This is a genomic window from Microbacterium sp. MYb72 (assembly GCF_002979415.1).
Classification (GTDB): Bacteria; Actinomycetota; Actinomycetes; order Actinomycetales; family Microbacteriaceae; genus Microbacterium; species Microbacterium natoriense.
This window is the reverse complement of the sequence record NZ_PCOT01000024.1, coordinates 25,816-39,366: the sequence shown is the minus strand read 5'-3', so window position 1 is coordinate 39,366 and position 13,551 is coordinate 25,816. Positions and strand designations below refer to the sequence as shown.

11 protein-coding genes are annotated in these 13,551 nt (G+C 69.6%); 9 read left to right on the top strand and 2 right to left on the bottom strand.

The window, feature by feature from the left end:
• The first annotated feature begins 49 nt into the window (after positions 1-49).
• From CQ047_RS13595 to CQ047_RS13585, 3 genes are all read left to right on the top strand, one after another.
• The gene (locus CQ047_RS13595; RefSeq protein ID WP_105676149.1) at positions 50-1,411 is read left to right on the top strand and encodes a sugar ABC transporter substrate-binding protein; all 1,362 of its coding nucleotides are present in this window, start codon (positions 50-52) and stop codon (positions 1,409-1,411) included.
• Between the two features lie 57 nt (positions 1,412-1,468).
• The gene (locus tag CQ047_RS13590) at positions 1,469-3,199 is read left to right on the top strand and encodes a beta-galactosidase family protein (protein ID WP_105676147.1); all 1,731 of its coding nucleotides are present in this window, start codon (positions 1,469-1,471) and stop codon (positions 3,197-3,199) included.
• Positions 3,200-3,278: 79 nt separating this feature from the next.
• Entirely contained in the window at positions 3,279-4,733 is a 1,455-nt protein-coding gene (locus CQ047_RS13585; RefSeq protein ID WP_105676145.1) for an MFS transporter, read from the top strand.
• Positions 4,734-4,792: 59 nt separating this feature from the next.
• Here the strand turns inward: CQ047_RS13585 and CQ047_RS13580 are convergent, their stop codons facing one another.
• A complete protein-coding gene (locus CQ047_RS13580) occupies positions 4,793-5,824 on the bottom strand; it encodes a S66 peptidase family protein (RefSeq protein WP_181155941.1) in 1,032 nt (343 codons plus the stop codon).
• A gap of 299 nt (positions 5,825-6,123) precedes the next feature.
• On the opposite strand from CQ047_RS13580, the gene CQ047_RS13575 reads away from it, so the two are divergent.
• Genes CQ047_RS13575 through CQ047_RS13550 form a run of 6 tightly spaced genes read left to right on the top strand, consistent with a single transcriptional unit; the run spans position 6,124 to position 12,491 of the window.
• On the top strand, positions 6,124-7,806 hold the full coding sequence (locus tag CQ047_RS13575; protein ID WP_219844626.1) for an ABC transporter substrate-binding protein: 1,683 nt from the start codon (positions 6,124-6,126) through the stop codon (positions 7,804-7,806).
• Between the two features lie 5 nt (positions 7,807-7,811).
• Positions 7,812-8,741 (top strand): ABC transporter permease, encoded by a 930-nt coding sequence (locus tag CQ047_RS13570; protein WP_223587476.1) that lies wholly within the window; start codon positions 7,812-7,814, stop codon positions 8,739-8,741.
• A complete protein-coding gene (locus CQ047_RS13565; protein WP_105676139.1) occupies positions 8,738-9,724 on the top strand; it encodes an ABC transporter permease in 987 nt (328 codons plus the stop codon). Before CQ047_RS13570 ends, CQ047_RS13565 begins: the two co-directional genes overlap by 4 nt.
• Positions 9,717-10,736: an ABC transporter ATP-binding protein gene (locus CQ047_RS13560; protein WP_105676137.1), complete on the top strand. Its 1,020-nt coding sequence runs from the start codon at positions 9,717-9,719 to the stop codon at positions 10,734-10,736. Before CQ047_RS13565 ends, CQ047_RS13560 begins: the two co-directional genes overlap by 8 nt.
• On the top strand, positions 10,733-11,653 hold the full coding sequence (locus CQ047_RS13555; RefSeq protein WP_105676135.1) for an ATP-binding cassette domain-containing protein: 921 nt from the start codon (positions 10,733-10,735) through the stop codon (positions 11,651-11,653). Before CQ047_RS13560 ends, CQ047_RS13555 begins: the two co-directional genes overlap by 4 nt.
• Positions 11,643-12,491 carry an alpha/beta fold hydrolase gene (locus CQ047_RS13550; protein ID WP_181155940.1) on the top strand — a complete coding sequence of 283 codons (849 nt, stop codon included), beginning with the start codon at positions 11,643-11,645 and terminating at the stop codon, positions 12,489-12,491. The genes CQ047_RS13555 and CQ047_RS13550 overlap by 11 nt, the downstream gene beginning before the upstream one ends.
• Here the strand turns inward: CQ047_RS13550 and CQ047_RS13545 are convergent.
• A complete protein-coding gene (locus CQ047_RS13545; protein WP_105676131.1) occupies positions 12,478-13,440 on the bottom strand; it encodes a LysR family transcriptional regulator in 963 nt (320 codons plus the stop codon). The genes CQ047_RS13550 and CQ047_RS13545 overlap by 14 nt on opposite strands.
• Positions 13,441-13,551 lie beyond the last annotated feature (111 nt).

The following is a 13,551-nucleotide window of genomic DNA, read 5'->3' as shown; positions in this document are numbered from 1 at the left end:
CCTGCAACACCCGGTCCAGAGCTGGACCACCTCCCGAAAGGACACAGCAATGAAGCACCTTCCCTCACCCGCGGTGCGGCGCGCCCTCGCCGTGCTCGCGGCCGGCACCGTCGCCGCCATCGCCCTCGCCGGCTGCTCCGCCGGCGGCGCCTCCGACGGCGGCGGCAGCGCCGCAGGCGACGGCACGTTCGACTCCGTCAAGGCCGCACTCGAGAAGGGCGGCGAGATCACCTACTGGTCGTGGACGCCCTCCGCCGAGGCCCAGGTCGAGGCGTTCGAGAAGGCCTACCCCAACGTCAAGGTCAACCTGGTCAACGCCGGAACGAACAACGACGAGTACACCAAGCTGCAGAACGCCATCAAGGCCGGATCCGGCGCCCCCGACGTCGTGCAGATCGAGTACCAGGCGTTCCCGCAGTTCTCGCTGACGGACTCGTTCGTCGACCTCGCGCAGTACGGCTTCGCCGACTTCGAGGACGACTACACGGCATCCACCTGGGGCTCCGTGACCAGCGACAAGGCGATCTACGGCCTCCCGCAGGACTCCGGCCCCATGGCCCTGTTCTACAACAAGTCCGTCTTCGACGCCGCCGGCATCGCCGTCCCCACCACGTGGGACGAGTACTACGAGGCCGCCAAGGCGATCCACGCGGCGAACCCGAACGCGTACATCACCAACGACACCGGCGACGCCGGCTTCGCGACCTCGATGATCTGGCAGGCCGGCGGCACGCCGTTCCAGACAGAGGGCACCGATGTCACGATCGACCTCCAGGACGCCGGGTCGAAGAAGTGGACCGAGAACTGGAACCGCCTCGTCTCCGAGGGCCTCGTCGCCCCCACCTCCAGCTGGAGCGACGAGTGGTTCCGCGGCCTGGGCGACGGCAGCATCGCGACCCTCATCATCGGCGCCTGGATGCCGGGCAACCTCATCTCCGGCGCCCCTGACGGCTCGGGAGACTGGCGCGTCGCCCCGATGCCGACCTACGACGGCTCCGCCGCCAGCGCGGAGAACGGCGGCGGCGGTCAGGCCGTCACCACCCAGAGCAAGAACCCGGCCCTCGCCGCGGGCTTCCTGTGGTGGCTGAACAACTCCGAGGACAGCATCAAGATCTTCCTCGAGTCCGGCGGGTTCCCGTCGACCAACGCCGAGCTCTCCAGCGACGAGTTCCTCAGCGAGGCGCCGGAGTACTTCGGCGGCCAGAAGATCAACGAGGTGCTCGCGGATGCCGCGAAGAGCGTCGTCAAGGGATGGCACTACCTGCCCTACCAGGTCTACGCGAACAGCATCTTCGGCGACACCGTCGGCCAGTCGTACCAGAACGGCACCGACCTGAACGAGGGCCTCACCGCCTGGCAGGACGCGCTGGTCGAGTACGGCAACGCCCAGGGCTTCTCCGTCAACAAGTAACACCCGGGGCGGGCGCGCCGCACGGCGCGCCCGCCCTCTCATCGAAAGCACTTCATCGTGACCAGCTTCTCCATCGGCGACGACCACTTCCTCCGCGACGGCCGCCCGCACCAGGTGATCTCCGGCGCCATCCACTACTTCCGCGTGCACCCGGACCAGTGGCAGGACCGCATCCGCAAGGCGCGGCTGATGGGGCTGAACACGATCGAGACCTACGTCGCCTGGAACGCCCACGAGCCGCGGCGCGGCGACTGGGACGCGACGGGCTGGAACGATCTCGGCGGATTCCTCGACCTCGTGCACGCTGAGGGCCTGGACGCCATCGTCCGCCCCGGCCCCTACATCTGCGCCGAGTGGCACAACGGCGGACTCCCCGTCTGGCTCACCGCCGACGGCACCGCGCTGCGGTCGTCCGACCCGGCCTACCTCGCCGATGTGAGCGCGTACCTGCGCCGCGTGTACGAGATCGTCTCTCCCCGGCAGATCGACCGCGGCGGACCCGTCGTGCTCGTCCAGATCGAGAACGAGTACGGCGCCTACGGCTCGGACAAGGAGTACCTCCGCGCTCTCGTCGAGGTCACGAGGGATGCCGGGATCACCGTCCCGCTGACGACCGTCGATCAGCCCACGGCCCAGATGCTGGAGGACGGCAGCCTGCCCGGGCTGCACAAGACCGCGTCGTTCGGCTCGCGCAGCGTCGAGCGGCTCGCCACCCTCCGTCGGCATCAGCCGACCGGACCGCTCATGTGCTCCGAGTTCTGGGACGGCTGGTTCGACTGGTGGGGCGGCGTGCACCACGTGACGAGCACGGAGGCCGCCGCATCCGACCTCGATGCGCTCCTCGCGGCCGGGGCGTCCGTGAACATCTACATGTTCCACGGCGGCACGAACTTCGGCCTCACGAACGGGGCCAACGACAAGGGGCGCTACCTTCCCCTCGTCACCTCCTACGACTACGACGCGCCGCTCGACGAGGCCGGACAGCCCACCGCGAAGTTCTTCGCCTTCCGTGACGTCATCGCGAAGCACGCGCCGGTGCCCGACGAGCTGCCCGCGGCGCGCCGCGACGCTCCGACGTTCTCCGTCGCCCTCGACCCCGCCGGCTCCTGGACGGATGCTCCGGCATCCGCCGTCCGCACCGACGCCCCCGCGTCCTTCGAGGAGCTCTCGCACCTCAGCGCGCTCGTCCGGTACGACGTCGACCTCCCCGAGGGGCGCGGCGGCGTGCTCCGCCTCGACGACGTGCGCGACCTCGCCTGGGTGAACGTCGACGGCGTGCCCGTCGGAACGCTCGCCCGCACCCGTCACGACCAGACCATCGCGATCCCCGACGGACGCGTGCTCAGCATCCTCGTCGAGGATCAGGGTCGGGTGAACTACGACCACCGCCTCGGCGAGCGGAAGGGCCTCATCGGCGCCGTGACGCTGGAGGGGTCGCCCCTCGTCGGCTGGGCGTCCACGCCGCTGGACGTGGCGCAGATCGCCGCGCACCTGCCCCTGACCACGAGCACGAGCACGGCCGGACCTTCGGCGTGGACCGCGGCGTTCGACCTCGATGAGCCGGCCGACCTCTTCGTCGACACTGCGGCGTGGAGCAAGGGATACGCGTTCCTCAACGGATTCTTCCTCGGGCGGTACTGGCGCAACGGCCCGCAGCGGACGCTCTATGCGCCGTCGCCCGCGACACGCTCCGGGGAGAACCGACTCGTCGTGCTCGAGCTGGAGCAGCTGCTCTCCCCCACCGCCGACTTCCTGCCCGGCCTCTCGCTCGGCGTCACCGAGGAGTGAGCGGCCGGTCACCCAGCCGACGCTCAGGAAAGCGTATACTCCGACGTGCTCCGCATGGGGCGATGATCGGAGGAACATCTTGAGCACATCCACCGCGCCGGCGAACCCGCGCTCACGGGTCATCACCGCGAGCCTCGTCGGAACGACCATCGAGTTCTACGACTTCTACGCCTATGCGACGGCCGCCGTGCTCGTGTTCCCCGTGCTGTTCTTCCCGACCGGGAACGACACGACCTCCCTGCTGTCCTCCTTCGCGGTATTCGGCGCGGCCATGGTCGCCCGCCCCATCGGCGCGGTCGTGTTCGGTCATTTCGGCGACAAGTTCGGCCGCAAGGCGACGCTCGTGGCCTCGCTCCTCACGATGGGCATCGCGACGTTCGTGATCGGGCTGCTCCCCACGTTCCAGCAGATCGGCTGGTGGGCGGCGCTCCTGCTGCTCCTCCTGCGTCTCGCGCAGGGCTTCGCACTCGGCGGCGAGTGGTCGGGAGCCGCACTGGTCGCGACCGAGAACGCCCCGGCGGGCAAGCGCGCCTGGTACGGCACGTTCCCGCAGCTGGGCGCCCCGCTGGGCTTCATCATCGCCAACTTCCTGTTCCTCGGCATCAACTGGATGCTGCCGCACTCCGAGAACCCGGCGCTGAAATCCGAGGCGTTCCTCTCCTGGGGCTGGCGCATCCCGTTCCTGTTCTCGGCCGTCATGGTCATCATCGGCCTGTGGGTGCGCCTGAAGCTCGTCGAGTCGGACACCTTCAAGAAGGCCGAGAAGAAGGGCGCGATCCGCAAGCTCCCGCTCGCGACCGTATTCCGCCACCACTGGAAGCAGCTCATCCTCGGCACGTTCATCATGCTGGCGACGTACGTGCTGTTCTACCTGATGACGAACTTCACCCTCGCCTACGGCACCAAGGCGGCTGATCTGGAGACGGCATCCGCGGCCGCGCAGGCCGCAGCGGAGGCGACGGGCAAGCCGTTCGACGCCACCGCGTTCGCCGCGCAGTTCTACCCCGGCCTGGGCTTCGGATACACGGACTTCGTGCTGATGCAGATCATCGGCGTCGTGTTCTTCGGCATCTTCACGCTGCTGTCGGGGCCGATCGCCGATGCCGTCGGGCGCCGCAAGCTGCTGCTCTGGGTCACCGGTGTCATCATCGTCTTCGGCCTCACGTTCAACGCCTTCCTGCTGCCCGCTCTCGATCCGAAGTTCACCGGCGCGCTGACCCAGGCCTTCCTCGTGTTCGGCTTCATGCTCATGGGGGCGACCTTCGGCCCGATGGGCGCTCTCCTTCCCGAGCTGTTCCCCACGAACGTCCGCTACACGGGTTCCGCGATCTCGTACAACGTGTCGTCGATCCTGGGCGCCGCGGTGGCGCCGCTGATCGCGCTCAAACTCTGGGAGTGGGCGGGCGGCGCGCCGTGGCTCGTCGGCCTGTACCTCTCCGCAATGGGCGTGCTGACGTTCATCGCCCTGATCCTCTCCCCCGAGACCAAGGATCACGACTACGACGCCGATCTGGGCGTCGTCGCCCAGCCCTGAGCAGGGGGGCGAAGAGAGGGCGGCGCACCGCACGGGTGCGCCGCCCTCCGTCGTCCGTCTCAGTAGTCCGCAGTGATCGTCCGCGCGGCGCCGTCGAGCACCATCGTCCCGCCGTAGGGCAGGATCCACTGCGGACGGGTGTGGCCGAACGGGACGCCGACGCAGACGACGGCATCGGGGTTGTATCGTCCGACAACGTCGATCACGACGTCGCGCTGAGCGTCGCGCAGCGCCTTCGCCTCACCGGGCGTCGGCCGGAACTCGAAGTCGCTCACGGGAGGGCGCGCCATGACCACGCCCGCGGCGGTGCCGAGGATGCCGAGCTCGCCGAGGTAGCGCAGCCAGCGCGCCACCCAGCCGGCCGGCGGGCGCTCCTCGCTCGTCTCCAGCAGCAGGATCGCGCCCTCGAGCTCGTGCGGCTGCGGCAGACGCCCGAGGAACGCCAGACCGTCGATCGACTCCAGGCAGCCGCCCCAGGTCCGCCCCACCACCCGCGCGGCGGGGCCCGCCCAGGTCCACGGTTCGGTGGGCACGCGATCTCCGTACTCGGTGAGCGCGCGCGGATCGGCCCAGCGCCGCCCCACGTCCTCCGACTCCCCCGGCTCGGTGATCTCGAGCGTCCCGCCGTCGAGGAGCAGGGCGCGCAGCGCACGCAGGTGCACGTCGTCGACGGCGGGACCGGGGCCGAGGTGCACCGCGGTCGAGCCGCCGTAGAATCCGCGGACGCCGTGGGTCCACAGCCAGTTCAGGATGTTCGTGTTGTCGCTGTATCCGACGAACGGCTTCGGATCCGCCGTCGCGAGCGCGGCGTCGAGGTGCGGCACCACCAGAATCTGATCGTCTCCGCCGATCGTCGCGAGGATCGCGCGGATGCTCGGGTCGGCGAACGCCGCGTTGACGTCGGCGGCCCTCGCCTCGGGCGTCGCGTCGAGGAGCCTCGTCGTCGGATACTCCACCGGGACGAGCCCGGTGAGGGTCGCGAGACGGCTCATCGCCTGCTCGTGCAGGGCGGGCGCGACCGCGGGCGCGGCGAAGGCCGGGGACAGCACGGCGACCCTGTCGCCGGACGTGAGCTTCGGAGCGGACAGCATCCGCCCAGTCTGTCTCAGCACGGCCGCCTCCGCACTCCGGCGGGCTTCTTCTGGCCAAGAACGGCCTGATCGACTATTCTTGGACCCGAGCCACGTCGCACTGTCCGTGCCCGCCTCGAGTCATCTCGGCGAACGCCTGCGATCGTTAAGTTCTTCTTACAGATCACGTGCAGAACTGCTCGATGGACGCCGTCGCAGACGCGCCGACAGACTGCATTCCTGAGAGACCACTCTCGCCCCCGACCCGATGGGGGACCGCCTCACAGGAAGCGCGATCAATGGTGAATCGATCTCGGAAAGTGCTGTTCGGAGGGCTCGCGCTCGTCGTCGCCCTCGTGGTGACCGGGTGCAATGCGAACTCCGGACCCACGGAGTCCACGTCCGACGGCACGGCGACGGCGATGGAGTCCGTCCCCACCGGCGGCACCCTGCACTACCTCTCCCGTCGTGCGAACGAGTCGTGGGAGACCGCGAACGCGCAGATGGTGCCCACGAGCCGCCTGCGCTGGGTCCACCGCGGACTCACCTCGTGGCAGACGTTCCCCGACAAGGAGACGATCCTCACCCCCGACCTGGCGACGGACACCGGCACCACCGACGACGGCGGGAAGACCTGGACCTTCACGCTCAAGGACGATCTCCTCTTCTCCGACGGCACCCCGATCACCGCCGCGGACGTCAAGTACGGCGTCGAGCGGTCGTTCGCCCCGATGTTCCAGGGCGGCCTCGGCTACCACAAGACCCTGCTCGTCGGCGCCGAGGACTACGAGGGCCCCTACGACGGCGAGGAGCTGGACTCGATCGAGGTCGTCGACGACCAGACGATCGTGTTCCACCTCAACCGCCCGTTCGGCAACTGGCCGTGGATCGTGAGCATGCCCGCGTTCGCGCCGGTGCCGGCCGCCGCCGACACGGAGCCGGAGACCTACGGCGAGCACCCCGTCGCCAGCGGCCCGTACATGATCACCGAGTACTCGAAGGGCTCGCAGGCCGTGCTGGAGCGCAACCCGCACTGGGACGAGAAGACCGACGACGTGCGCTTCGCGGGCCCCGACAAGATCGTCGTCGACATGGGTCTGAACAACGACACGATCGTGCAGCGCCTCATCGACGACAAGGGCGATGACAAGGACGCGATCAGCAACGCCCTGATCTCGCCGTCCCAGTTCCAGCGCATCGAGTCCGACCCCTCGATCTCTGACCGCCTCGCCAACGGCCCCTCCGGGTACTTCCGCTACCTCGCACTGAACATGAAGAGCCCCGAGCTGGCGGATGTGCGCGTCCGCCAGGCGATCAACTTCGCCCTCAACAAGGCCGAGGTGCAGAGCGTCTACGGAGGACCGAAGTTCGGCGGGCAGATCAGCTCCACGATCATGACGCCCGGCATGCCGGGTTACGAGGAGTTCGACCTCTACGACGGCGGCGACAAGGGCGACGTCGACAAGGCCAAGAAGCTCCTGGCGGATGCCGGCGTCACCGATCTCACGCTGAGCCTCACCTACCCGACCGATGTGAGCGCGATCGAGGAGAAGGAGGCCCTCAGCATCAAGAACTCCCTCGAGAAGGCCGGGATCACGGTCGAGCTGAACGGCCTCGACTCCGACACCTGGTACGAGCTCGTCTCCTCCGGGGGCGGCGACTACGACATGACGACGAGCGGATGGGGAGCCGACTTCCCGAGCGGCATGAGCACGATCCAGCCGCTGTTCGCATCCAGCGAGATCGGGAACGGCGGCGGGAACGCCTCGAACTACTCGAACCCCGATGTCGACGCCGCGATCGACGCCGCGATCTCCGAGCCCGACCTCGACAAGGCCGGAGAGATGTGGGCCGCGATCGACAGGCAGATCATGGAGGACGCTCCGATCGTCCCGATCCTGGTGCAGCGCACCCAGGCTCTCGCCGGATCGAACATCGTGAACTACTTCATCCCCGCCTACCCGCCGTTCGCGAACGAGCTGGTCGTCGGCATCTCCGAGTGAGCACCATGACCCTGGTCGACACGAAGCGCGCGGAGGGCCGACGCCCGTCGGTCCTCCGCCGCTTCACCCGGAAGCGCTCGGCGGTGATCGGACTCGTGATGCTCGCGATCCCGCTCCTCGCCGGGCTGCTCGCGCCGGTTCTCGTCGCGCTCGAGGGGCAGGACCCGTACTCGTTCCACACGGATCTCCTCGACCCGAACGGCGGTCGGCCGCTCGGCCCCCTCGGCGGCGTGAGCGCCGAGCACTGGCTCGGCGTCGCCCCGGTGACCGGCATCGACCTGTTCGCGCAGATCGTCTACGGCATCCGCTCCTCGCTGTTCATCGCCTTCGCGGCCAGCATCATCTCGATCGTCTTCGCGGCCGCACTCGGCACCGCGATGGGCTACTTCGGCGGCTGGCTCAACGCGGTCGCCGGACGGGTGATCGACTTCATGTTCGGCTTCCCCGGGCTGATGTTCGTGATCGCCGTGATGGTGATCGTCCCCCCGGAGTTCCCCCGGGAGCTGGTGCTCGTGTTCGTGCTCGCGTTCTTCGGCTGGACGGTGCCGGCCCGGATCATCGGGGCCCAGGCCGGAGCCGTGAACGCGCGCGCGTTCGTCGAGGCCGCACGCTCCACCGGTGCGCCGCCCTGGCAGATCATCCGCCGGGAGATGCTCCCCCACCTCCTCGGACTCGTCGTCGTGCTGTTCGCGATGTCCCTCCCGGCGAACGTCAGCATGGTCGCCGGTCTCTCCTTCCTCGGCGTCGGCCTGCGCGGCGACGTCCCCGACCTCGGCAAGCTGCTGTCCGACTCCCTCCCCTGGATCTACAGCGGCGCCGACGTCTGGTACATGGTCTTCCCCGGCGCTGTGGTGTTCTGCATCGTGTTCGGGGCCACTCTCGCCGGAGACGCGCTCCGCGACGTCCTCGATGTGCGCACGGAGGACGCATCATGATCGGCTACATCTCCCGCCGCCTGTTCACCGCGGTGTTCATGCTCCTCGCGATCGCCTTCGTGACGATCGCCCTCTTCTTCGGCGCCTCGCGCGACCCCGCTCGCGCCATGTGCGGCAAGCCCTGCCCCGCCGACACCCTCGCCAAGGTCAGCGCCTACATGCAGACCGACAAGGGAGTCCTCTGGCAGTACGTCGAGTTCGTGAAGGGGCTGTTCGTCGGCCGCACCTACGGCTCCGGTTCGCAGCAGGTGCACTGCGCCGCCCCCTGCTTCGGGTACTCGTTCCCCAACCAGAGCGACGTGACGACGCTCATCGTCGAGCGCCTTCCCGTGACGCTGTCGCTGACGTTCGGCGCCGCGGTGCTCTGCCTCCTCGTCGGCGTCGGCCTCGGCGCGGCATCCGCCATCCGCAAGGGCGGCCTCATCGACAGGTTCTCCGCCGGCTTCGCGATGTTCGGCCTCGCCGTGCCGACGTTCCTCGTGGGCCTGCTCGTGGTGCAGGTGTTCGGGTTCATGCTGAACGCGCTCCCCTACTCGGGGTTCGTCCCGATCTCGGAGTCGCCGTGGGAGTGGGCCTGGCATCTGATCGGCCCGTGGATGGTGCTGTCGATCATCCTGGCGGCCGGCTACATCAGGGTGACGCGCACCCAGCTGCTCGGCGAGCTGTCCTCCGACCACCTGGTCGCGATGACCGCGCGGGGCGCATCGCCCCGCCGTGTGAACGCGCACGCCGTCCGCGGCGTGATGATCCCGATCGTGGCGATGTTCGCCCTCGACGTCGCCGCGCTGCTGGGCGGCTCGGTGATCGCCGAGAAGGTGTTCAGCCTGCACGGCCTCGGCGACCTCCTGCTCGCGGGGGTGAACGAGTCGGATCTCAGCCTGGTGGTCGGGGTCACCCTGTTCTCCGCCTTCCTCATCATCATCGGCAACCTCCTCGCCGACATGCTCATGCCGCTTCTCGACCCGAGGATCCGCCGTGCCTGAACCCGTGCTCCAGATCGACGACCTCTCCATCTCCTTCGCCCTGGGCGGCGCCGACGTCGACGTCGTCCGCGGCCTCTCTGTCTCGGTCGAGAAGGGCCGCACGCTCGCCGTGGTGGGCGAGTCCGGCTCGGGCAAGACCATCACGGGCCGCTCGATCATGCGGCTCCTGCCTCCGGCGGCGAGCGCGCGCGGCAGCATCCGCGTCGCGGGTCGCGAGATGCTCACCGCCGATGAGAGGGCGCTGCGCCGGATCCGCGGAGCCGACGTCGCGATGGTCTTCCAGGACTCGCTCTCGGCGCTGAGCCCCTACCTCAGTATCGGGGCGCAGATCGTGCAGGCGGTGCGGCTCCACGACTCCTCCGTCTCCCGCCGCGCCGCGCTCGCTCGCGCCGTGGAGATGCTGGACCGCGTCGGCATCCCGAACCCCGCCGACAGCGCCCGACGCTATCCGCACGAGTTCTCCGGCGGCATGCGCCAGCGCGCGGTGATCGCGATGGCGCTGGTGAACCGCCCCGCCCTGCTGATCGCCGACGAGCCGACCACGGCCCTCGACGTCACCGTGCAGGCGCAGATCCTCGCGCTGCTGCGCGGCCTGCAGGACGAGTACGGCATGGCGATGCTGCTGATCAGCCACGACTTCGGGGTCGTCGCGAGCGCCGCCGACGATGTGCTCGTGCTCTACGCAGGGCGCGAGGCCGAGTACGGGACCCTGCGCGACATCTTCGAACGGCCGGCCCATCCGTACACCGCGGGGCTCAGGGCCGCGACCCCGCGTCTCGACGCCGAGGGCGAGCGGGCGCGGCTCCGCGCGATCCCCGGGGTCCCCACGTCGCTGCGGGACGCAGGGGCCGGGTGCGCCTTCGCTCCCCGTTGCGCCTTCGCCGCGCGGCTCGACGGACGCTGCGAGACCGAACTGCCGGCGCCGACCGTGCGGGGCGCGCGCACCGACGGCCTGCACCGCGCCGCGTGCCACCTCGATCGTCTCCCCGACCTGCAGGAGGCCGCCCGATGAGCGAACCGATCCTCGTGATGACGGACGTCACCAAGCGCTACCGCACGGGCGGCGTGTTCGCCAGGAACCGCAAGACCGTGCTCGCGGTCGACGGCGTCACCCTGCACGTCGGCCGCGGCGAGGCGCTGGGGCTGGTGGGCGAGTCGGGGTCGGGCAAGTCGACCCTGGCGCGGATGGCGAACGGACTGATCGCTCCGACTTCCGGCTCCGTCGTCACCGACGGGCAGGACATCGCGCAGCTCAGCGCGAAGGGCCTCCGCGGCCTGCGGCGCAACGTCGCGATGGTGTTCCAGGATCCGCTGGCCTCGTTGAATCCGCGGCAGACCGTGCGGCAGACGCTCGAGAACGTGTTCCGCGCGCACGGCGAGACGACCTCGACGGCGGAGCTGATCGACCTGCTCGCCTCGGTGGGGCTGGGCTCCGACTACCTCGAGCGCTACCCGCACGAGGCCTCGGGCGGACAGCTGCAGCGCGTCGCGGTCGCCAGGGCGCTCGCGCTCAAGCCCGCCCTGATCATCGCGGACGAGCCGACCTCGGCGCTCGACGTCTCGGTGCGCGCGCAGATCCTCAACCTGCTCGCCGACCTGCAGCGCGATCAGGGGATCTCGTTCCTGCACGTCAGCCACGACCTCGCCGTGATCCGCCTCTACAGCGATCGCGTCGCGGTCATGAACCGCGGGCGGATCGTCGAGACGGGGCCGTCGGACGAGATCTTCCGCTCGCCGCAGCATCCGTACACGCAGTCCCTCGTCGACGCGACGCCGGAGGCGGAGCTCCCGACTCATGACGACGCCCCCGTGCGCACGATCGGGCGCACGTGCGACGATCGTGACCATGACTCACCGAATGACCACGACGCCGTGGTTCGGCCAGAAGCCGGCCCGGCACGAGACAGAAAGAGGACACGTGGGTACTGACCTGTTCGTCCGAGAGTTCGGACGGGATGCCGAAGAGGCTCCCGTCATCCTGATCCTGCACGGCGCCGTCGAGTCCGGCGCCTGCTACGGGGATGCGGTGCACCGTTGGGGGGACGACTTCCACATCGTCGCCCCCGATGCGCGGGGTCACGGCCGCTCGCCCGGACGCCTCCCCGAGCACGAGGGCGTGCCGTCGACCGACGTGATGGTGCAGGACGCGATCGACATCCTGGAGGACATCCTCGAGGAGACGGGACGGCGGACGCTGATCGTCGGGCACTCGATGGGCGCGCGCATCGCCGCCTTCGTCGCGGCCGACGCGCCTCATCTGGTGGCCGGGGTGGTGCTGGAGGATCCGCCGTGGTGGGTGCCGGAGGCCGGCCCCAACCCGTGGCTCAGCGTGGAGCAGACCGAGAAGGACCCGTTCGACTTCGCCGACACCGCGACCGTCGACGAGCTCGTCGAGATGCAGCGCGCCCAGAAGCCGCACTGGCCCGAGGAGGAGCTGCGGCCCCTCGCCGAGGCCATGAAGGCGGTCGACATCGCCTACATGGAGCAGCGCGTGCACGAGAAGCGCCGGATCTGGACCCCCACGGCCCGCCAGATCACCGTCGGACCGACCGGGGTGCCCGCGCTGCTGGTCACCGGGACCGGCGACGTGATCGTCGACAAGCACTCCCGTGAGCGCCTCACCGCGGTCGCTCCCGGATTCGACATCGTCGTGATCGACGGGGCGCACCACTGCGTGCGCCGCGACAAGCCGGTCGAGTACCACCGGCACGTCGACGCGTTCCTCCGCGAGAACGCTCCGTCGACGGGGTCGGTCACTCCACGCTGAACGTGTCGGAACGCGCGAGCGGACCGTGGATCTCCGAGTCGGGCTCGGCGAGCACGGTCCGCATCGCGTCGAGGCCCGCGCGCACCACCGGGTGCCCCTGGTTGTCGCGACGTGTGGTCATGATGACCTTGCGCAGCGGGGCGATCCCCTGCGTGGGAAGGATCGTCACCCACTCTGCGTCCCGCGCGGACAGTGCGGACTCCGGCACCAGGCACACCCCCGCCTCGGCGGCGACGAGCGAGACCGCGGCGCGGTAGTCGTCAGACACGTGCGTGATCGTGGGGTGGAACCCCAGCTCCGCGCACGCCTGCAGCACCATGGTGCGCGAGGGGTTTCCGGGAGAGGGCATGATCCAGCCGTCCTCGATGAGCTGCGTCAGCTCCACGCCGTCGGATGAGGCGAGCGGGTGGCTGTGCGGGACCGCCGCCTTGAACCGCTCGATGTAGAGCGGGAACTTCACGATGTCGGGGGAATCGCGCTCGGGGTCGGACTCGTACTCCAGGCTGACGGTGGCGTCGATGTCTCCGCGCATGAGCATGCGGTGGCTCATGTGCGCCTCGGCGTCGACGACCTTGACGTCGATGCCAGGGGCGTTGCGGCGCAGCTCCACGATCGCGGGGGCGACGACCCAGCTGATCGCGGTCGGGAACGCGCCGATGCGCAGCTGCCCGAGGAGGCCGCCGGAGTGCGCGGCGAGCTCCGCCTCGGCGATCTTGAGGCGGGAGTTGATCTCCTCCGCGTGCTCGGCGAGGATGCGTCCGGCGGGCGTCAGCGCGAGCTTGCGTCCCGTGCGCACCATGAGCTGCTGACCGACCTCCCGTTCGAGCGCGGCGAGCTGCTGGGAGACGGCGGATGCCGTGAGGTGCAGTGCGGCCGCCGTGGCGGTGACGGAGTCCGAGAGCACGAAGGCGCGCAGGACGAGCAGACGTCGGGGGTCGATCGTGGCCACGGGGACTCCATCGGCGGGTGGTGGCCGGTCGCCGTTCCGTGCGGGTTCACGCGGCTTCCGGATGCCTCATCCTATCGAGGCGAAGGCTCGGCGCCCGGTGCCCGGCCGCTC